At 59.9% G+C, this 20773-nt stretch carries 17 protein-coding genes and 3 pseudogenes; 6 read left to right on the top strand and 14 right to left on the bottom strand.

The window, feature by feature from the left end; translation table 11 throughout:
* Positions 1 to 10 precede the first annotated feature (10 nt).
* Positions 11 to 828 (bottom strand): IS5 family transposase gene (locus AC3FOF_RS38950; RefSeq protein WP_488728592.1). Its coding sequence is split into 2 segments (ribosomal slippage): positions 11 to 480 and positions 480 to 828, totalling 819 coding nucleotides; the frame shifts between segments, so codons are not numbered across the junction.
* Positions 829 to 927: 99 nt separating this feature from the next.
* On the opposite strand from AC3FOF_RS38950, the gene AC3FOF_RS38945 reads away from it, so the two are divergent.
* Both AC3FOF_RS38945 and AC3FOF_RS38940 read left to right on the top strand, forming a co-directional pair.
* Positions 928 to 1389 (top strand): LysR substrate-binding domain-containing protein, encoded by a 462-nt coding sequence (locus AC3FOF_RS38945; RefSeq protein ID WP_488729655.1) that lies wholly within the window; start codon positions 928 to 930, stop codon positions 1387 to 1389.
* Between the two features lie 1398 nt (positions 1390 to 2787).
* The gene (locus AC3FOF_RS38940) at positions 2788 to 3228 is read left to right on the top strand and encodes a hypothetical protein (protein WP_488729654.1); all 441 of its coding nucleotides are present in this window, start codon (positions 2788 to 2790) and stop codon (positions 3226 to 3228) included.
* A 632-nt stretch (positions 3229 to 3860) separates the two neighbouring features.
* On the opposite strand, the gene AC3FOF_RS38935 is transcribed toward AC3FOF_RS38940, so the two are convergent.
* Positions 3861 to 4181, bottom strand: a complete 321-nt coding sequence (locus tag AC3FOF_RS38935; RefSeq protein ID WP_488729653.1) for an H-NS histone family protein — start codon at positions 4179 to 4181, stop codon at positions 3861 to 3863.
* 578 nt (positions 4182 to 4759) lie between these two features.
* Here AC3FOF_RS38935 and AC3FOF_RS38930 point away from each other — a divergent pair.
* Entirely contained in the window at positions 4760 to 5851 is a 1092-nt protein-coding gene (locus AC3FOF_RS38930; protein ID WP_488729652.1) for a hypothetical protein, read from the top strand.
* A 78-nt stretch (positions 5852 to 5929) separates the two neighbouring features.
* Here AC3FOF_RS38930 and AC3FOF_RS38925 read toward each other — a convergent pair whose 3' ends face one another.
* Entirely contained in the window at positions 5930 to 6403 is a 474-nt protein-coding gene (locus AC3FOF_RS38925) for an RES family NAD+ phosphorylase (RefSeq protein ID WP_488729651.1), read from the bottom strand.
* Positions 6400 to 6906: an Xre family toxin-antitoxin system antitoxin gene (locus tag AC3FOF_RS38920; protein WP_488729650.1), complete on the bottom strand. Its 507-nt coding sequence runs from the start codon at positions 6904 to 6906 to the stop codon at positions 6400 to 6402. Before AC3FOF_RS38920 ends, AC3FOF_RS38925 begins: the two co-directional genes overlap by 4 nt.
* A 309-nt stretch (positions 6907 to 7215) precedes the next feature.
* On the opposite strand from AC3FOF_RS38920, the gene AC3FOF_RS38915 reads away from it, so the two are divergent.
* On the top strand, positions 7216 to 8613 hold the full coding sequence (locus AC3FOF_RS38915) for a Fic family protein (RefSeq protein ID WP_488729649.1): 1398 nt from the start codon (positions 7216 to 7218) through the stop codon (positions 8611 to 8613).
* A 360-nt stretch (positions 8614 to 8973) separates the two neighbouring features.
* Here the strand turns inward: AC3FOF_RS38915 and AC3FOF_RS38910 are convergent.
* The 6 genes and pseudogenes from AC3FOF_RS38910 to AC3FOF_RS38885 all read right to left on the bottom strand — a co-directional run.
* Positions 8974 to 9054 (bottom strand): annotated as a pseudogene (locus AC3FOF_RS38910) (helix-turn-helix domain-containing protein); the annotation flags it as partial.
* Between the two features lie 252 nt (positions 9055 to 9306).
* On the bottom strand, positions 9307 to 9483 hold the full coding sequence (locus AC3FOF_RS38905) for a hypothetical protein (protein WP_488729648.1): 177 nt from the start codon (positions 9481 to 9483) through the stop codon (positions 9307 to 9309).
* 130 nt (positions 9484 to 9613) lie between these two features.
* Entirely contained in the window at positions 9614 to 9796 is a 183-nt protein-coding gene (locus tag AC3FOF_RS38900) for an RNA chaperone Hfq (RefSeq protein ID WP_488729656.1), read from the bottom strand.
* 815 nt (positions 9797 to 10611) lie between these two features.
* Positions 10612 to 10740, bottom strand: coding sequence for a hypothetical protein (locus AC3FOF_RS38895; protein WP_488729647.1), 129 nt, complete (start codon positions 10738 to 10740; stop codon positions 10612 to 10614).
* Positions 10741 to 11145: 405 nt separating this feature from the next.
* Complete coding sequence (locus AC3FOF_RS38890) at positions 11146 to 12327, bottom strand: GGDEF domain-containing protein (protein ID WP_488729646.1); 1182 nt, start codon at positions 12325 to 12327, stop codon at positions 11146 to 11148.
* A gap of 177 nt (positions 12328 to 12504) precedes the next feature.
* Entirely contained in the window at positions 12505 to 13128 is a 624-nt protein-coding gene (locus AC3FOF_RS38885) for a response regulator transcription factor (protein WP_488729645.1), read from the bottom strand.
* A gap of 535 nt (positions 13129 to 13663) precedes the next feature.
* Here AC3FOF_RS38885 and AC3FOF_RS38880 point away from each other — a divergent pair.
* A complete protein-coding gene (locus tag AC3FOF_RS38880; RefSeq protein ID WP_488729644.1) occupies positions 13664 to 14635 on the top strand; it encodes an AraC family transcriptional regulator in 972 nt (323 codons plus the stop codon).
* A 573-nt stretch (positions 14636 to 15208) separates the two neighbouring features.
* Here the strand turns inward: AC3FOF_RS38880 and AC3FOF_RS38875 are convergent.
* Positions 15209 to 16177, bottom strand: a complete 969-nt coding sequence (locus tag AC3FOF_RS38875; RefSeq protein ID WP_488729643.1) for a Bug family tripartite tricarboxylate transporter substrate binding protein — start codon at positions 16175 to 16177, stop codon at positions 15209 to 15211.
* 114 nt (positions 16178 to 16291) lie between these two features.
* On the opposite strand from AC3FOF_RS38875, the gene AC3FOF_RS38870 reads away from it, so the two are divergent.
* Entirely contained in the window at positions 16292 to 17230 is a 939-nt protein-coding gene (locus AC3FOF_RS38870) for a LysR family transcriptional regulator (protein ID WP_488729642.1), read from the top strand.
* Between the two features lie 52 nt (positions 17231 to 17282).
* On the opposite strand, the pseudogene AC3FOF_RS38865 reads toward AC3FOF_RS38870, so the two are convergent.
* From AC3FOF_RS38865 to AC3FOF_RS38855, 3 genes and pseudogenes are all read right to left on the bottom strand, one after another.
* Positions 17283 to 17543: pseudogene (locus AC3FOF_RS38865) on the bottom strand (SDR family NAD(P)-dependent oxidoreductase); the annotation flags it as partial.
* A gap of 490 nt (positions 17544 to 18033) precedes the next feature.
* Positions 18034 to 18598 (bottom strand): annotated as a pseudogene (locus AC3FOF_RS38860) (IS630 family transposase); the annotation flags it as partial.
* Between the two features lie 107 nt (positions 18599 to 18705).
* Positions 18706 to 20307, bottom strand: coding sequence for an EAL domain-containing protein (locus AC3FOF_RS38855; RefSeq protein WP_488729641.1), 1602 nt, complete (start codon positions 20305 to 20307; stop codon positions 18706 to 18708).
* Positions 20308 to 20773 lie beyond the last annotated feature (466 nt).

Genomic DNA, 20773 nt, shown 5'->3' with positions numbered 1-20773 from the left:
AGAACTCATTTCAAAATGAACTCTCTTCACGCTGAAGGGTGCGCCAGCAAATAAGGCAACAGGCCAGCTTGAGAAGAGCTTCGTGAATGTCTGCGCGACGCTCGAAGCGGGTGCGCAGACGACGGAATGCGTGCAACCAGGCATGAGTACGCTCGACGACCCAGCGGATCTTGCCGAGTCCACTACCGTGGGGCTGACCACGCCGGGCGATCGAAGTCGGGATGCCGGCAGCATGAAGCGGTCGACGATACTTGTCGTGGTCGTATGCGCGGTCTGCGTAGATCCGACCTGGCTTGCGCAAGGGACGGCCTCGACATCCCCGGATCGCAGGAATCGCTTCGATCAGAGGCAAAAGCTGGGTGATATCGTTACGGTTCGCGCCGGTCAGGATGACCGCAATCGGCGTGCCGTTGGCGTCGGTAGCGACGTGGTGCTTGGAACCGGGTCGCGCGCGGTCGGTGGGGTTCGGTCCTGTTTTTGGCCCGCCCCAACCGCCCGAACTGAAGAGGAGTCGATGATGACGCGCGAGAAATCGATGCGGTCCGCTGCACGCAACTTTGCCAGCAAGATCTCGTGCAGGCGATCCCATACCCCCGCGCTTTGCCAGTCGCGCAGCCGCCGCCAGCAACTGACCCCGGAGCCGCAGCCCATTTCGATGGGTAGTTCGTTCCAGCGAATGCCGCTTCTCAGCACAAACAGGATGCCGGTCAATGCGGCCCGGTCCGACACCGGCATACGACCCGGATACCGGAATCGCCGCGGCTTGGCTGGCGGCAGAAGCGGTTCGATCAATGCCCACAATTCGTCGTCGATGATCGGCTTGCCCATCCTCTCTATCCTGTTGTCACAACGGACGAGGTTAACAGCTTCGCCTTGCGGTTAACAGTACCCAGCTGGTCTTTTTGAAACAGGTTCTTAGACGAGCGTATGCATGGCGTCAATTTCCAAAGCGAGGTTTTGATCGAAGACACCATGGAAGTGGTGGTCGGACGCATGCATCCCTTAGCCATGCAGACCGACGTGGGCTGGAAATCCCTGGAGCCTTATTCCTGGATCGCGCCACCAGCGAATACACTGATGCGCAGACGCCTGGAAAAGGCGCTATTGGACGCAGGGCTGATGCTTCGCGCGCATATCGAGACCTCCTCGATTCCTCTGATTCAGGCGCTCTTGGAAGAGAGCAACGACGTTGCGGCATTGGCCGGTCAGGTCGCCCGCAGACTGCATCACCAGGGATTGGTACACCGCCTGAGGCTGCACACACCCCGAAATTTCGGCGTAATCGGCCTAGTGTGGGACGACGGCGAGTCCAATGACATGCGACGCAGTTTTATTGACGTTCTCCGTCACGTCGTGAAGCAGAAATCTGGCGAGGAATTCGTATTCTGAGTGCCACGCCACGGCACGCCTCCCTCGATACACCGCGCGCTACGTGACGACCCAGGCCGCGCGGCGGATGGAGGCGATGCAGGCGGTGTGGGATGGCGGCGATAGTGACTGGTCTAGGGGAGCTATTGCTCATTTGACCTCTTCATAGTCATCGAACCACGGGCCCTTACGCTCCGTCCGCACATGGACCTCGCAGCGAGTCGCGGTCTTCCATGAAGACTCTGAGCTGTGGCAGTGTGCCTCGGCTTCCTCCAGCGAGACGCCGTTCTTCAGGACCCGCTTTTTCCCACGCTGGTAGTGCCGAACGATCCGATGCACGCTGACCCCCATGTCTCTTCGTTGTCGGAGGCTCGAACGACATCAAGCCGACTCACGGCCGGCGTTTTATAAGGGAACGGCTTGCATGCTCGATTCGTCGCCCCGACAGCGAATCGAATGAAGGTGTGAAATAGAGCTTCGAAGAACTACATAGGCTCCATAGGGCCGCTTCCACGCGCCCAACGGAAGGAGCGATTCTCCCCTGCGCAAATTGCAGGCGTCGAGTCTGAGGCAACTCCATGGCCCGAAACTTTACGCATTGCCCCACCGTTCGGTTACCCCAAACTAGGGTTAGCTTCGTGCAGGATTTGACATCGAAGTTCGCCCCGTTCATAACCAGCCTTCCCGATCCAAACGCATCTTCTTACCTGCGGTCATTGCGCCTTTGTTCCAGTCAGCCATCTGCATACGGATCCACATCATAGTGGTGAGCGAGCCGATGCGAGCTACTGCGACGAAGGCAGAAATACGGGCAGGGCGAGATGCAGGCCTGGTTGTAGCGGGCTGGGGAGTGGCGAAGTTATCGCAATTGCGCATCATTTATTCAATTAACGGCGGATTGGCTTTATTTCACGTTTTCGCATTCCGAGGTTTTGATAGTATCGCCGAAGATTTCCGGGTTGCCGCAAGTTGGGTTGTGGCTGTCAGTAGCCCGCAAGTCTCTTCGGCCCCTCTTTTGCGAGGGGCAATTTTTTGGCCGCTGTGTGGCGTCATGGAATAGGATCGTCTCGGTATGTCCCTGTTCAGGGTGATGGAGAAGGGGTGTTTGTCGCATCGCTCACGTCGCTGGCCGCTGATGTTCATGACTTCGTGCTGCCGTGCTCTCACAGGAGCCCTGTCGTCGTTGGGTCGCTTCATGCTCAGAATGGACTACAAGTGAGCAATCGCCGCCATACGGGAATGCGAGGGCGCGCCCCCAGACTCGCCACGCTGGCTAACGTGGATTGCGGTGGGCGATGAGTACAATGTCAGGCTGCGTCTTTGGCCCATTTGCAGCGTGTCGGTGGGGCGGCCATGGCCATGACTTTCCAGGCGCTTGGCCATGGCCAAGCGCGTCCCAGTTGGTAGGCGGCAACAGATATGGCGCAACAATTTCAAGCGAGGAATGGGGTGCTGAACTTTTCTTGGGAGGCGGATAAATGGGTCTATACGGCCGTGGGCGTGCCCCTCGTGGGCTGGGTGGCAACCGCTTGGCTCCGCCGGAGGAGGGAGAAGCGCGCGTGGCAGCAGGCCGCTGACAACATGGAACGTGCTCGCCGACAGAAGATTGATCGCCTTGTCCGATTGCCACCGGAGTGCAAGACTGTCCTCCACGGCTTCCATATGAAGGCTTCCCACACGCGACGGCTGCCCCCCTGGGATCCGGCTGTCCGTATCCTCGTCGAGGAGGGCATCCTTAGCGAGGTATCTGGCGGGGACACCTACGATGCGGTCGACCTTTATTTCAGCGTTAACATCCAGTTGTGGGCCGTGCTCCCCGATTGGCTCGCCGTTGACTCGCCGAAAGACGCCCAGAAATGAGCTCGCTCGCCTGAGTAACTGCAACGAACTGAAGAGTGTCTGGCTCCTGCTTCAATGCCTCAGGCACATCCTTCATCTGCACGGGTTGACCTTGCAGGAGCCGGACGTTGGCCAGCGCTAACCAGACCTGCAGAGAGTCCGGGAACCGCTCAAGGGCGGATTCCCCGGCTGCGCGCCCCCCGTCGCCTCTTCTGAAGCATGAGGCCTCGTACTTGGGCCGCGGCCATCCGCTCGTCGTCCGGATAGAGCTTGAAGGCCTTGAGAAACAGACCGGCGGAATCCTGGTCGTCCAAGCGCATGACCCAGATGCTGAGCCCAAGTTGCCCTGAGTCGATCGCAACACCCCTGTTGTCCAAACGCAACGGCCGTCCCGTGGCGGCAACGTTGGAAGAAAAGCAACGGACCGGGGTACGCATTTGAGCTTCAGCTCGTAGCGCCAAGCCTTGCCATCCGGGACGTGCTTGCTCTCGCTCAAGAGCATTGGCGTGAGGTCTTGGAGCGGCGGGGGAGGTTGTCTGGCGGCCATGGGACGGGAGCGCGAATTGCTGCATTCGCGCTTCCGTTAACAGTCTAGGCGCCCCGTCGATGGATGCCGCCAACCCACCCAGCCGGGAGCGGGGGAGGGTGCCCGCTCAGGCCTCGGCGATCAGGAACTTGTCCCGATTCTTCCCGAGCCAGCCCGGAGCGCGGCCACGGCCTGACCAGGTTGCGCCTGTCTTGGGGTCCTGATATTTCGGGGGCAATTCTGTCTTTGGGGCGGCAGCGGTCGTTGCGCTCGTTCCCGCCGGTCTGCCGCGGCGGCGTTTCGGCGCAATGTCTTCGGCCGTGAGTTCGTATTCCGCCATGAGGACGCGGATTTTCTCGATCACGTCAGCGACCTCAGCGGCACGGACTTCGACCAGCTGAGCTTCGATTTTCTCTTTCTCGGCCAATAGTTGCTTATATGTCGCCATGTTGGCTTCTCCGTTGGAAAGGACTAAGCCTACAGTATTTTTAACATTCGCGCGACCGGGTTGAAGCTGCTATTAAATCTGCCTCATAGTCGTGATCCTGCAGGCCGATGTAACTAGGACCGTCTTCTTTTGCTTTAGTTCTCGCCAGCGCTTCTCGCATTCACTCTGACTGCTAAAGAAAAAATAATCAGGCTTCGGGAGTGCGTCGGGTTCAGTAGATGCGACGGCAAAATACCAGTTGCCGGCGCCAGTGGCCTCGTGGTCGTCCACCGGCTGGTCTCGCTGGCCGTCGGTGGCTATGCTATGAACGGCGATCACCGACAGAATTGCTGCGCTTGCAATTGCCCAACGGGCTCCGCTTGGAAGATTAAAGGGGGCTTTTATCATCTGCATCTCGCGCAAATCATGGCCGGTCGAATCTGGCCTCAGGATAGCAGCGTTTCGGCGCTGCTTGATCCCCCCTCACGGGCGAAGCCATACCGAACTGATCCACTCGATTGAAAAGCTCGGGGATGGCAAGATTGCCTGCTGGCAGCACATCCGAATAACTCCGAAGATACCCTTTGCAAGGTGATGCGTTGACCATCTCCCGACCACCGCTCTCACACGATGTGATTGACACTGTTGTTGCGACTGCGACGGATTCTCGTGGCCACAAGCAGCTGATTGAAGCGCTTCGTCGGACAGGTTTGGGCACCGTCCGGCTCGGCAATGTGCGAGACGGATTTTCGCTTGGGACGCCTGATTGTCTTGTCATCGCGCCAGACGGGAGCTCTCTCGGGGTGTACCGGGAATGGGTCCAGGCGGAGCTCGGCGACGTCGGTGGCGATCCTGTGGCTGTGTGGCGCAAGCACAAGGACGGTGAACTGCGGTTCGCGGATGCCGAAATCGAGCGAATCTGTTTTGTAGCTCATTACGGCACGGGCACCGCGGAGTTCTACCAGATCATCGTAAGCCGATACCAATATTGGATCGAGCGGACGCTGTTTGGCGCGGATATCTACGCTGAACCCAGGTCACTCGACTGCCTGCTGGAGCAAACCAGCTGCAGGGGTATGTTGCTTGAGGCGCGTATGCCGTTCGGCGCCCCGTCCTATCATCTGGGGAGGATTGAGGATCTCGCGGAGGTGTTGCGCCTTGAGCGCGAGTTGGATGACGCAGAGAAGGCTAAACAAGCGCGCGTCATCGTCCTGACACGCAATATGCGGACGGGTGAAATCCACTCATCTCGGTACTTCGATACGTATCCTGAGTTGCGCGACCGCAAGCCGCGGCTGGCACGTTTCTTTGCTGACTGGGATCGCTCGAGCGCGGGCAGGAACGGCGCCCCGCTCACCGACCACTGGGTCTTCGAGGTCAGCGATTATACGAACCCGCGAGACCAGTCTCGCCACCTGGCAGTGCTTCCCGCCTGGACCACAACGCGCAGGCTGCCAGAAATCAAGGAGAAGCGCCGCGCATCCGTATTGGCGCTATGGGACGAGCTGCTCCGATTCGACGTGCGTGCGGGCCACGCTTTTGCCTGGTTCTTCTTTATGTTGCACGGCAATCGGCTCGGGCCCTGGGTGGGGGAGCAGATCCTGGCAGCGGCCGAGGCCGGTACCATCGTGTTGCCCGAGCACGACTACCGGGTACTGAAGGACTGGAGCCGCGCGCCATACGGATTCTGACAGCGGCGTCCCGATCGAGGTGCTCCTCGGCCGCTGCATGCAAGATCGAAAAAAATGCCTGCATGTGCGGGCTTTTTTTCAAGAGAGCCGCGCGTCGTAGAGCCAACGCCGCTGCTTTGCATAGGAAATCAGCGCGGCTTGCGGATGCTCCGGATTGATGAGGACGTTGAGTTCCTCCGGGACTACGATCGACGGCACGACGAGCACCACCGATCCTTTCGATGCCACCCACGCCTCGCCAGCGTCCAAACTCGTTTTCCCCGCAGGGATAGCGTCCCAGCCGACGGGTGCAGTCGCGGCCGTCATCCGCAACGCAGCGGCCCAGACGTCGTCGGGGATTTCGATCCGAACCAGATACCGGCTCAGGGGAAGACTCGCGGCGCCCAGATGCGCTAGTGTCTCGAGGCACGCTAAGGCAATACTGGATGCGCAGTACACCAACGAGGTGCCTTGTCGGTTCCAGCGCCCGCCAGTGGCTTTGGCTCCAGCGCCACTGCGGTCGTCGGCCGTGTAGTCAGGCGTGTCCGTTGCGATTCGCCAGACGGTCCTCAAGCGTAGGCTCCGCTCTGCATCTTCGCGACCAGGTCGGAGACGACTTCCTGCCCGGCCACGGTATCCATCAACTCTGCCGGGCGTTGGCCGCCCAATGCTTGAGAGGGCTGCTCGAGCCACTGTGCCACCCACTGGGCAGCGTTGAAGTTTGTCCCATCACCTGACCGTTCGACCATGGCCTGCACCTGGCCAACCAGCTTCGCCATGCCTACAACGCGTTCACTTTGCTCGCTAGATAGGTTCTGATGCGCCTTCGCTTTTCTGTCGACCGTCGCCCTTGGCAGATTCAGGGTCTTGATCAGGTGCTCCTTGGTCGTGCCCATGAGCTGCGCAAGACGTGAGACGTCGGTAGCCGGAATCCCTGCTCTGATGATTTGGATGACGTATAAGACACCTTGAGTCGTCAGGCTGGCCTCATGGACCGCAGAAAAATCGCTGACGCGGAAACCAGCGTGCGGCTTACGAGCGGCCGCTTTGGCTCTAACGCCAACGGCGGTAGTCATATCGATCTCCATTTGAGCAATTAGTATAGCTCAAATGAGAAATGGTGCGGACAAGCTCCTTGGCTTGCATAGTCGCCGCCTTGGAGGCTGCTGGAGGGGCAACCTCGGTGCTGCGGCGGGGTGCTTTGCGCCTGTGCGGTTCGTTTGCATCGATGCCAACAGCCTAGCGATCCCTGGGGCTCCGCCAATGTGCTCGAATCAAATTTGATTTGAGGAATCCAGCGAGAATGATTCGAGCTGACATTCTCTGATCAATTTTGATGTAAGATTGATTTGAGATCAACCTCGAATCATTCTTGAGGCACCGAGATGGCGAGAATCGAACTGTTCGAAGGCATCCTAAAGTACTTTAGGGACCGCGCCGCCGCAGGTCAGGTCGAATTGCGTCGCAGAGACGTGGAAGGCGCTGTGGATGCGCCTCCAGCCACTGTGCTCCGCTATCTGGAAAGACTTGAGGCCGTCGGGATGATCGAGCGGCTGGGGAGGTCTTCCAGCACGCGATACCGGCTCCAGGGACTGGCGCAGCCTGTCGCAGTCGCCCAGGTATCGAGCACGCCGGCGGCGGATGCACCAGCGCCGGCACCGGTAGGGACAGCCGCTCTGAGCTGGTCCGCCGCGGCCAAGAATCTGACGGTCCGACTCGATGCTCCATTGGGCGTACGCATCCCCGTGAGCTACCAACGGAAGATAGTCGACGACTACCAGCCGAACCAGACATTCCTGCTTCCTGAATCCCTTGCCAACGAGTTATACAGGGAAGGGCGGATGCAAGGCCAGCAGCCGGCAGGTACATACGCGCGCAATGTCATCGCTCCGTTGCTGATCGATCTTTCGTTCTCATCCTCCCGTCTTGAGGGGAACAGGTACTCCAGGCTCGATACGGAGGTATTGTTCGAATCAGGGCGGGCAGATCCTGGCGATCTGGATGCGACAATGCTCCTGAACCACAAGCAGGCGATCGAGTTCCTGATAGATGAGGTACCGCTATACGGAATGAGCGTGCCAATCGTTCGCAACCTGCATACGCTGTTGATGCAAGGGTTGCTTAAGGACGAGGATGCACTCGGGACCATCCGCAATAAGGTGGTGAATATCAGCAATACCGTGTACGTGCCCTCCCACGCCCCGCAACTGCTAGATGAGATGCTGACGCAGATCATTGAGAAGGCAAAGTTGGTCAAGAACCCAGTGGAAGCGGCGTTCTTCCTTTGGGCGAACATTGCATATCTCCAACCGTTCGAGGATGGGAATAAGCGTACCAGTCGTCTCAGCGCAAACATCCCACTTCTGCTTTACAACTGTGCCCCGCTCAGTTTCCTCGATGTCAGCGACGACGACTACGGTAGGGCTATGATCGGCGTTTATGAACTGCTCGATACAAGCATCGCCGCCGATCTGTTTGCTTGGACTTATCGCCGATCGATCGCAAAGTACGCCGCCCAGATCGCAGCGGCCGGGCAGCCCGATCCATTCCGGGCAAAGTATCGAGAGGCGATTTACGAAGTGGTTGCGCAGGTCGTGCGGGACCGAGAATCTCTGACCAAAGCGATCGCGGGTCTCGGCGTGGACCCGGGCGCTGCCACTCAGCTCCACGAGATCGTCATGAGTGATCTCTCTAGGCTTGGAGAACACAACTTCTCTCGCTATCGCCTGCGGATGAGAGAGGTCCAGCAATGGATCGCTGAAGGACGTCCAGCGGCCGACTGAGCTGCGACCGATCAAGAGCGCCTTAGCTTGCCGAGGAAGGAGTTGCGCCCGGATGCCTGCGCAGAATCGGTTGGAACGAGAACAGCTCGCTCGTGAGCCAGATCGATTGTGGGCCGCTCCTGCGCTGAATTGTCGGGCGTCCACCCAGTTTCTGGAAGAACTGGCTGTAGCCTGCTTCCAGCGTACCGCGCCATTGCGCAGCACCTGTGATGGGATTTCGAACAACCAGGGCGTTAGCTCCGCGTTCTTGTAACGCGCGTATTCCTGGTCAATCGGAGGATGTTGCCCCACCAAGACCAGCGCCTTGCGCTGGAATGCCCGGTAGTATCGATCCTCACCAACTTTTGCGTTGTAGACGAAGCGCTGGCACCCAATCCAGCGCAGCAGAATGGCTTGCCGCGCTGGCGTCGGGCAACAGCGGAATCGGTATCCGGTTTGCATGAGATGACTAGAGGGCTCGAGACCCCGCTTCGCGTGTTCAGCTATCGCCTATTGCGCGGCCGCTCAGTCGTAGCGATGACTAGGATCATTCTCAATGACCCAACGGACCGAGGTAACGAGGGCGGCGAGGAGAACGGCGACGTATCCTGCTGCAGCTGCGAATTGCATCTTGAGCCTCGCTAGCGACAAATTGCAAGGAACGACAGGCTGGGACACTATTGCCCGTGAGAGGGGATCTTTGAGACTGCGGAGCTAGTCTGCCTGCATGAGCATCTCGTGTGCCTTGGCCTTCTGTCGGCGCTGATGGTCCTCTTGCTCGGCGATCACGCGCAAGGTAGCCTGCTTAAACAGAGAGCCATCGGTAAGCATTGAGGCGAACGACCTCAACTCGTCGAGCGAAATTCGGTCCAGCTGGTTATCCGGCTGCATGTCGATTTTGTTGGGGGCGAAGAGAAACTATTGTCCGCAACGCAAGGCCTTGCAAGCGTTGTAGCCTAAATGGTGCGTAAATCCATCAAAATCCGCGTAATCGAGATGGGTTGATCCTGGCTCGCCGTCGTCAGCTTCGTATGGGACGGCGCTTTCGCACGACTACGGAGGGTGCCTTGGAATCGCTCTCGGAACCCGCGCCCGCCGGCCGGACACGGCCTTCCAATTGGACGGACGTGATGGCGTGCTTGTAAATCGCGTGTATGCCGTCCGGCGTGTTCAGAAGTACAACAAAGTTGTCGAACGACTCGATAGGGGGAGCAACGCTACCAAGACGTAGTACCCGCTAAAGCGAGCGGCCTTGAGGACTTTTCTAAACGGGGGGAACCACGATGCTTCGAAAAGAAGTAATCCTAAAAGGTAAATCGTCACAGCTGCATTTCCCGCCTCTTGTTGATATGCAAAAAGGACGGGTGTAGGCGCAGGGAGTTGACCTACACACCTCGAAAACGGCAACCGAGGGTCAGTCAAATTGACGCACCGAAGTTTGCCGCATTGCGGAAATCTCAATACCCCTACTAAGTGGCGGGCACCGATCGGAGGGGAGCAGCACTTTGCCGTGTCTCCCCTCGCAAAGAAAAGGCCCGCCGAAGCGGGCCTGGGACCTACATGACGAAGGGATTCACTGCGTCGCAAGCAACCAACCGCCCAGTTGTAACCTGCTACGCAATCAAGCGCCACGAAGGACGCTAAGCCCGCCGCGAAAGCCGTGCGGTATTCCTAGCTTAGGCGGGATCTGAGACCGTCACGACACAACATTGACCTCCGATGATCTGTTACGCGCACCGGCTGTCGTAACGGCGCAGCCTTTTACATCTTCGTCACAATGATCAGCACCGCAAGTAGGAAAGGTGGCCTAATCTAAAAGTGCCGCCGTGCAATGCGGCACCTTCTACGTTCATCGTGGCGTAGGGGTGGAGTCGGTAGCCAGGAGCCTCCCGCTGGTGGTACCCGACGCCGCCTGTATCTCCTAGCAGTACCACGGCCCGCTTTGGCGGGCCGTGTTTGTTTCTGCGGCGATTTGAAGAGGCCCGCCGAAGCGGGCCTTCCAAAACGCAGAACCGTTGTTCACTGCGTCGTGAAACTCCAAGTCTTGTTCACCGGCTGGCCGTTGTTCGTGCCAACCAGCTTGGCGGTGTATGTCGTCTTGGCCGCCAGCGGTGCGTCGGGAATGAGCGCCCCAACGTTGCTCGACAACACCTTGTCTTAATCTCGTGACTCGCCGGGAAATCGTCGCTGAAGTATGGGCTTGGGTTGGGCCCAGAGCGACGGGAACGGCTCGCTTCGGTGGCGAACCCCGACGACATGGCGCGTGCATAAAGGGCAACTATGCACCAACCTCTCCGGAACCTGCCGGTCGGCAGACAGCCCCGTTGCGCTCATGGCGCTCGCGAGCCGGAAGGGCGACGCAGTGCGGCGATCTGAGCTCGCTAGCGGCGCTAGCGAAGTAGTAACGGCAGGTTGTATTCGTCATGTCTGCACGGTTGTCGAGATCGAGGCGATCACGGCGAACAGCGTGCCGCGGAAGCCAGCCTATCGCGCATACAACGCCGGGCTGGACGGGACGGTTTCCAGATCTCCGGAAGGCGACGGCTGCGTGGCCTAGTCCAGAGCCCGGTTTGCCGCCTCAAGGCATAAGCCGGGAGCAACGGCGCCATGATGCCGCGCGACGCGATTCCGGCCCGCCAGCTTGGCGACGTAGCAGGCACGATCCGCAGCTTGGAGCCACTGGTCCCAGTGCTTGTCGCTGGCGTCGACCCATGCGATGCCGATGCTTACCGTGACCTGGACCTGTGTTCCGGCTGCGTCGATGACCGTGGCTTCGACGCGCTTTCGCAACCGCTCTGCAATTTCCACGGCCTTGTCCGCGCTGACTTTGGGCAGATAGAGCGCAAACTCCTCGCCCCCGAAGCGGGCAAAGGCATCACTTGCGCGCAGACTGCCTTGTACAGTTCTGGCGAAGGCGGCCAACACCTGGTCCCCCGCGGGATGGCCGAAACGGTCGTTGATCGCCTTGAAGTGATCGAGGTCGAGGACAGCGATGGCACTACCGGGGGCCGCCTTGGCCGGCAGGCGGGAGAGGAACCACCGCCGATTGCCGACACCGGTCAGGCTGTCGGTCTGCGCAGCGAGCAGGAGTGCTGTCTCGCTGCGTTCATTGACCAGGGCCATCACGAGGAATGCGATCAGGAAATTGGCGAAGATCTGCAGGAAGAGGGCCGTGGCCGGGTCAAAGAATGCGGCGATGCCGCTCGCAAGGAAGATGAGGCGAGCCGCGTCGATTGCCGCACTGGTTGCCAGGCAGGCAATCAGGGGCAGCCGCGAGGGGAGCGGGTCACTGAGGCGATCTCTCCAGAGTTCGATGGCTGCGGCGGTGAGGAAGCATACGGCAGTGAGATGGTATGCGCTGGCTCGCAGGGTGTCGACGAGTGGAAACCGAGTGATGATCCCGACAAGGAACCATCCCGTGGGGACGGAGAGCATCAGCCAGCGATGGATTCTGCGCCGACCGCTCACGCAGCGCATGCCGCCCCAGACCAGTACGTAGCCCGTGATGCCGAGCAGGAGACCAAGGTGCGCCCATAGCCATGGAGGCAGCGCGGCCCGCTCACCCAGGGAGGACAGGGTGGCGCCAACAGCCAATGCGCTGAACCCCGTGGCCAGCATCGCCAACCCGCCTGGTTTGGTGGATTTCCGGCGAGTGTTCAGGATGCCAATGGCGCCCGCCAATGTGGAGGTATCGTGAAGCAGGAGGGTCGTGGCGAGATCAATAGTGATGCGCATAGGTCAGCCGACCAGAGCGTACGCTGCCGAAAGCCGCAATTGGGAAGACGTGCTTTATCAAGCAATAGCATGCGCCGGGCAGATCAGCGAGCACAATGAGTTTCTACCCCGCACCGGAGGGGCATGGTAGAAGACAATGCGTATAATGGATATTTAGTGCGTGATAAAGATATTAAATTAATCGGTCGAGGCCGGCGAAGCTAAGCTGATCTGTCGCATTTTGGATATGACTTGTAGTCGCGAGCGTGCACCAAGCTGGAGCAGAATGGCCGAAACATGTTCTTTGACGGTGTTTTCCGTTAAACCGAGATGCCGTGCGATGGCCTTGTTGGACAATCCATCGAGCAAATGGCGTAGCACAGTACCTTGGCGGTTCGTGAGGCCGAGGGCTTTTGTCTCGAAAGTGCAGCTCAATGTCGCGCCGACAGGTTGATTAGGTACATCGCTCGTTGGGCAAACAGATGGGCCGCTATTGTCTTCAAGGAGCGGCTTGATCCTCGATATAAGCTCTATGCGCTTGCGAGCGCCAAGGCGCTTCAGGATGGCGGCGACATGTTGCTTGACGGTATTCACCGCCAAGCCCAAGCGGCGCGCGATGAGCTTATCGGGCAGTCCCTCCAGCACCAGGGCGAGTACGACCAGTTGACGTTCAGTCAGGCCTTGTCTAGTGGGAGTGATTGGAACGTGATTCGCTGGGATGCCTTCGGCGTGCATCACAATGATCGTCGCCTGAATCTCCTGGACCTGAGAAACCGAAAGTTTCGGTAGTGTAGTAAGAATGTCCCTAAGCTGCCCGTTCACAGTCCCTCCCCCCGTTTTTTATCCCGGCATGCGACTTCCGCACTGGATTTTCCCCAAAGCGCGACTTGGAGCGCCAATGTCGCATCGCGATCTTCGCCGCGAATTTGCGTCGGCATTGGCGTCGCCGCGAGTCTACACGCGGGTTTCTCCCTAGAGAAGAATCTTGACGATGGCCTGCACGACTTACGTCAAAACGTTTGTGATCGGCTGGAAATAGTCGGATGCAGATCGCCGCCTTTGATTGAGTTTTATTGCTTCTCATTTTTCGAGTGGAGTGCGCAAATAGCCTCCTGAACAAGGGTTATTGAGCTTCTTGCGGCCTATAGCGGAATTCCAGAAACGCCGTTGGCCGGGGTTTCTGCCCCATTTTTTTGGGTCAATCAAGATAGCGTGTGAATGTCTTTAATTTACAACTTCTGGCAGAATTTGATCACTTAGGAAGTGAGGGGGAAATGATGAGAATAAAGCGCATCGTCCAAGTATGCGCACCGTCTTTGCGGCTCGCCCCAGCAGTGTGGATGATTGGCGAGAAAATATGACCGAGAGACCAGAGATCTATGCCCAGAAGCTTATCGCGAGCGACGCCGGCGAGTTTGCGGCGCGCCTGCGACCGATCTGGGGCAATGTCGCGATCGACTCGGGGAGGGGAGATTATCTTGATGTGCGGCTGGCGTCGAGTCTCGCCGGGGGAGCAGTGACGCATCAAATTCAGACGACGACCGGCGTTCAATTCCGGTTTGACAGGCAATTTGACGGCTACGCACTCGTTTTGCTCCATGAGGGCGGCCTGCGGGCGCGGATTGGGCAACAGGAGCGCGCCTGGTCGGCAGGCGCTTGCGCAATTCTGGATGCGGCGCAGGTCAGTCAATGGCAATGGCAGGCCGGCAGCTACGACATGCTGCTGGTCGGCGCAACCGATATCACGCAGCGACTATCGACGCTGCTGGAAGCACCGGTGACGCGTCCGGTGACATTCCAGGCCGAGGTCTCCCCGGAATCGGACGGGGTGAGGCTGGGCCGCGCCGTGATGCAGATGATGCAATTGTGCTTTGGCGATGACAGATCCAGGGTGACGGCGATGGCCACGGCGGCCAGCATACGCGACGTCGCCGTAGGGGCCTTCCTGGAGGGCTTGCCGCACAATTACGCCGACAGGCTGGTAGTCAAGACGCCAGGACCGTCACCACGGCACGTAAGATTCGCGATCGAATTCATCCATGCCTATGCGCGGGACAGCATTTTCGTCGAGGATATCGCCAAGGCCGCTGGCGTCAGCGTGCGCGCCCTGCAGGTGGGATTCGCCACCTTCAAGAACACCACGCCAATGGCGTACTTGAAGCGGGTTAGGCTGGAGGGCGTGCGCAATGAACTCCTGCACAGCGATGACGCGTCGGTTGCTGAAGTCGCGATGCACTGGGGGTTCAAGCAGCTCGGTATGTTCGCCAAGGTGTATCGCGATGCGTTCGGCGAGCTGCCATCGCAGACACGGCGGATTGCGAGGCGGTAGGGAGACTCCAGTCTCGCCGTCGCGGGGTATTCGTGCTCGGAAAGGGAAAAAAACCAGACGATCCGTCGCTCCCCGCGCGCGGATCGTCTGGGCGTCAATAGCGGGAACCTCTAAACGCAGCGCGGATATTAGATGTGCCATATCTGGCTGACTACCCTGCCATCGATCGGGAAATCGAAATGCCTGCGTATATTGAGCGTGTCGTGCGTTATTTTGATATTTAGGCGAAAAAGAAGGCGACCCGCCACAAGGAGATATTGGTATGGCGGGTCGCCTTTCCGTCAACCGCGGGAGATCAGTTCTGCAGGGCGCAGTATTAGGCGGCCATATCCGAACGAATACCCTGCCCTGGATGGGGTAATTGAAATATCTGCGCCCATAGGTTGATTTATGCGTTATTGAGATATTTAGGTGCCGATCCAGAACACGCATCGGGTTGTTCGAGAATCGCTGTGCTGGCGGACAATGCGAGTCCGTAAGCGCACGCGGGCACTCGACCCGACCGGCCCCGACGAGCTCCACCGCGACCTCGCGCGCGACGGGGGTTTCTGGCGAGGTGTCAAGGTGCAGCCCTCAGTCGAGGGTGATAGCGGCGCGCCGAACCAGAGCGCGCCACACAGGTGTTTCGCTTCGGATGGTATCGGCCATGGCCTCGCCGCTGCTAGGATCAACGATGCGGCCCGCAGCCTGGTAGTCCGTCTTGAGCGCCAGTACGGCCCGCGACATCGCGGCGTTCAGGGATTGGCGCAGGGGGGCGGACATCCCCGGCGGGGCCACCAGCCCCACCCACACCTCGCCGATACCGGGCACGCCGAGTTCGCCAAAGTTCGGCACCCCAGGCAGGACCGCCAGGCGGCGGCTTCCACCAACCGCCAGTGGCCGCAGTCGGCCGCTGCGGATGTGCGGCAGCAGCAAGGCCGCGCCTTCCAGCGTCAAGTCGACCTCGCCGGCCAGCACGGCCTGGATGGCGGCGGGGCCCCGGTAGGGAATATGGCTCATCTCCATGCCGGTGCTGGAGCGTACCAGTTCCAGACTCAGATGCTGAGGCGATCCGACGCCGGGGGTGGCATAGCGCAGCCCGTCGGGCCGGGTTTTGGCGAAAGCCGGCAGATCGGACCATTGCTGCACAGGCGTGTCGGCACGAACCACCAGCACCTGCGGCCCCACGAACAGGATGCCCAGGTGCGTAAAGTCGCGCAGGGGGTCATATGGCAGCTTAGGAAAGAGCGCGGGTGCGGCCGTCATCTGCATCGCGTGCACCAGGCCCAGCGTCAGCCCATCAGGGGCTGCACGCCGCACCATGTCCAGCGCCTGAATGCCGCCTGCCGTTGGGCGGTTGTCGACGACGACGGACTGCCCCGTCTGCGCCGTGAAGGCTTCGCCGATTTGCCGGCCCACGACATCCATGGCGCTGCCCGGCGCCGCACCGATCAGCATTCGCAGAGGAGAGGGGGTCTGCGCGAAGGCAAGTCCGCCCAGGCTGCTCAGTGCCCAGCCCAGGAACATTCGGCGGCGCACGGATGGAGGGGGCATGCGGGTCATGGGTGGCTCCTGGTCGAAGGTCTTGCTTGCCACTGTAGAAAACTGCATTCAAGCTGTCGACAGCTTGATCTGCAAACCGATCATGAGGTTTACTCAACAATCTACGAACGGAGAATGGACACTGATATGGACAAGGCGGGCCGACTGGAGATCTTTGTGCGGATCGTCGACCTGGGCAGCCTGGTGGCGGCTGGGCGCAGCCTGGGCCTCACGGCCTCGGCCGTGAGCCGCGCCTTGGCCGAACTGGAGCAAGCCATGGGCTCCACGCTTCTGCATCGCAGCACGCGGCGCATGCAGCTCACGGAGGACGGCTCCTTGGTTTACAAGCAGGCGCAGGAGATTCTCGCGCGCCTGTCCGCGCTGGAATCCACCGTCGCGCGGCGCAAACAAAGGGTGAGCGGCACCGTGCGCGTGGGCATGCCGATTCCCCTCGGCCGGCACATCGTGTGGCCTCGGATGCATCTCCTGCTGGACCTGCATCCCGAGTTGCGCGTGGTGTGCATGCCTGTCCAGGAACCCCGCAAGATGCAGGACGAGAACTTCGACATCATGCTCACGGCCGGCGAGCCGCCGCCGAGCCGCCTGGTGGCGCGCCGGCTGGCAAAGGGCAGACCGGCCATCTACGCGTCTGCCGACTACCTGCGCCTGCATGGCGAGCCGCATACGCCCGAGGATCTGGCGGCGCATCGCTGTCTGGTCTTCCACGGTCCGTGGATGCAGGTGCCCGCCGAAGAGTGGTGTTTCAAGGACGGAAGGGCGAGGCGCACCGTGAAGGTAACGCCCAGCGTGGTGAGCGCGGACCGAGAAGGCCTGATCGTGGCGGCCATGGCGGGTGCCGGATTGATCCGCATGGCCTGCTTCGATCCCGATCTGATTGCCAGCGGTCGCCTGCAGCGCGTGCTGCCCGAATGGGAATGCACCGATGGCTTCAATGTCTACGCCCTTTATCGCCGGGGCGCGCAATCGACTCCGCGGGTGCACGCCTTCCTCGAATTCGTGCGGGAGTCCTTTGCGGCGTTCGATCCTGCGCAGGTCACGTTGTGGAGAGCCTGACACCTGCTCGCCGTTGTTGGGGTCCAGGATCTGCCCATCCTCCCACGAGTCATCACCGCCTGAGTTTCGGACCCCTTCGATGATCGTCATGCCAATGACACGTATTCCTTTTCGGTAGTCTGTGCACGGAAGGCGCGAGTCTCATCATCAGCTGGAGTAGCCGCGTGAAAGACCGCAATGCCGCCTTCGTCGCGCAGTAGACGGGAGACGAGCGCCTGGGTGCGAGCACGAGCCCCGTTGTCACATTGACGATGGTTGCTTCAGGCTGTGCATTCAGCAACGTTAATAGACCAGCCATCAGCAGTATCGGTGCTTCGAAATTGAGTCCGAGTTCGAGCTGGGTCGTGCAGACAGCGGTTGTGGGTGGCCCGTACCAGCCAGTCGGCTGGCGTGCCCAGCGCTTGGGCATGCAGCATCAGCGCCATCAGGTCGGCTTCGCGGTCGGCCACATACACCAGGCAGCTAATCCTGCTATGGCAGATGGATCTATAGTGACACAATATATCGACTTCGGTACCCTAGGAGGCAACCAATCAGCGCAATAGCATCAACCGAAGGTGACGGCTGGGTTGGCGATGACGCCCAGGCAGGCAATCGAGTCGACGGCCGGTGTTATCACCGAGAAATCCTTTGCTGCGGGAACGTATTTGGATGTTTTACTATTCTTATTCGGCTATCGAGACGCGATACTTGCAAACAGTAGCGCTAGCTCCCCCTGTGCTGCTTCACTTGTGAGGTTACCCCCCTCCTGGTATTTCCCGCGAGCATCTGTCCCACCGGCAGATGCTCTTTTTTTGTATAGCGAAGTGGAACCGGATAACCGGCGTTTGCCCCTTCAACGCCCAGGTCTGCATCCGTGTGGGGCGTTCGCTGATACCGGATTCGTCGATGAAGACGATCAATCGGCCTTCGCGCCGGGTTTTTTTAAGTGCCGGCCAGGTGCGCTGCTTCCTCGGGCGTACAGCCTCTTCGTCGTGCTCGATTGCTCGGCGCTCAGGCCTTTTGCATGCTGAAACCCAGGGTCCCAACGAGGCGCCAGACTTGCGCTGGTCCGAACTCAGCACCGTACATGCGCCGGATGAGCGCACCCACGCGCTTGAGTGTCCATAGTTCGGTGCCAAAGCCGTGTTCGGTCGGGTTTTGTAGTAGCGCCTTGCACAGTCCGGCGAGTTGCTCGTCCTCCAGTCTGGCCGGACGGCCTCGACCGGGCACGGCCCGTAGCGCATCGATTCCGCCTTCATCGAGCAAGCCCTTCCACGTGTACGCGGTCTGTCGGGCTAGCCCCACGGCCAACGCCACCTTTGCCGGACGCTTGCCCGCCAATAGCATCCGGCCAGCCCGCCAGCGCTTCTTCGCCATGCCACCCATCTCCAACCATTCCGTTAGAGAGACAACGCGCCAGCATGGAATCGGTCGTCATGTTTTACGGAAATCTCAATAACTGACGCAGCGTACCAGGCTCCTTGTGCGCAGCGTTATCCTGCAATCCCGCTACCTAACTCAGATCCTGGATCCTGCAGTGACTGGCTATCAATCCACGACTGCAACGCCTGCGCGCTCATAGGCCGGGCAAACAGGAAGCCCTGCGCATACTTCACGCCTTTGCCGCGCAAGTAGGCCGCCTGTGTCTCGGTCTCGATTCCCTCTGCAATCAGCGTGACGTTAAGGCGTGCGCCCAAGGCGATGATCAACTCCAGCACCGGCGCATTCACGGCATCCGTGTTGATCACCGAGACAAAGCCGCGATCGATCTTGATGTAGTCGACCGTGAATCTCTCCAGGTACGCCAGCGAACTGTGCCCCGTTCCGAAATCGTCGATGGCGAATTGCACCCCAGCCGCGCGCAGCGCCTGTATGTTCTTCAGCACCGCATCGGTGTCGGGCACAACCTTGCGTTCCGTGATCTCCAGCACCAGACGTGGCGCTTTTCCGTGCAGCGCTCGCTGCAGGCACTGCACATCCGCAATCATGTCCGTGCTGGCTAGGTGCTCCGCCGTGATATTGACGCCAATATGGAAGCCGGGCGGGAACGACAGCGATTCGACGTCACGTTGTATCAGGGCAAAAAGATGCCGCGTGAGTGGAAGCGCCAGCCCGTTGTCTTCTGCCACGCTGAACAGCAGGTCAGGGCGGATCGGCCCAGCACCCGGCTTGTTCCAGCGGATGAGCGCTTCCACGCCAGATGTCCTGCCGCTGGCGAGTTCAAGCAAGGGCTGGTAGTGCACATGGAATTCGTTGTTGCGCATGCCGCGGCGGATCTCGGCCACCATCGACAGGCGCTGCATATGGAAACGATAGGCTGCGTACGCGAGCAGCAACGATGCCAGCAGCATGAAGGGCGCGTAGTGAGCCAACAGCTGATTGCGCAGTGCTGCAATCACCGAGGGCTGGATACCGGCATGCACGGAGAGCGGGTAGCGCTCGGACGGTAGCGGTGGGAGCGTGTCGAGGCCAGGCGTGGTCAGCGGTGACCCGCCAGGCCCCGCCAGTACGCTGCCTGAGTGTTTTAGCACAATCGCCATGGCGAAGCGGTCCCGTGGGCTGGCAGCGGCGAGGAGATCCTGCAGATACTGGCCGTCCAGCGTGGCGATGGCGCCGCGCCCGCCGTCCAAGCGCAGTGCCACGAGTAGTGCCGGGCGGTCGGGCACCTTGGGTGTGCCCGGCAGGATATACAGGCTTCTGCCCATCGGAAGCGGGCCGGGCCGCTTCGTAAGATGCGGTATGGGCAGTTGCAATGCGCCGGTTGCCGACGAGCAGTAGAGGGTGTCGTCGCGCACCAAGAACAGCGAGCGGAAATAAGGCCTGAAGGCCCCGATCTGCTGTAGCTGGGCTGCCACCTGGTCGCAAGGCTGCGCGGCGAGTGTGGCCAGGACCCCCGTCAGGTTGACGGCTTGATTGAGCATGGTCTCGGTTTGGCGCAGCACGATCTCGCTGGCGGCAATGGCTTCTTCTTCCGCTTGCCGCTGGGCCTCTATATAGATGACCTGCAACATCAACAGGAATGGCAGCGCGGCGGCCATTGTAATGGACAGAAGCCGCAAGCCCGTCAAACGGCCCCGCATGATTCTAGTTGGCATGGGTTCAGCGCTCCGCACAAAATGCGTGAGGATGTCGACGGAGAATCTGGGCTGGGCCAGGCACGCCTTTAGTCTAAAGGCGGAACTCCAGCCGAGAGGCTTTTAGTACTGCGGCGAACGATTTCAATTTCTCAAGCAAGATTCAAACCATCTGATTGTCAGGCTGCATGTCGATTTTCCTAGGGGATGGAAGCAGACTATTGCTTGCGAAGCAAGCGCCAGCGAGATCTTGCAAGTGGCGCAGTACAAAAGGCTGCGTGAATTTCACATTTTCATCGCGATTAGAGCATTGGCGCTAGTGGCGTAGCAGATCAGTGATGACCGACCTCCAGGCAGCCGGTTGCTTTGCCGTAGTCGCGCCGCCGCCGGCACCCGAGCCGACGCGCACCTACCGTAACGCCGAAGGGCAGAAATGAAACAGACAGGGCCGAGTGGTCGCCGTGGGTCAAGGCTGACTGCGCTGTAC

This window comes from Cupriavidus sp. 96C5-1, from assembly GCF_057798855.1.
This window is presented reverse-complemented; position numbering and strand designations above follow the sequence as displayed.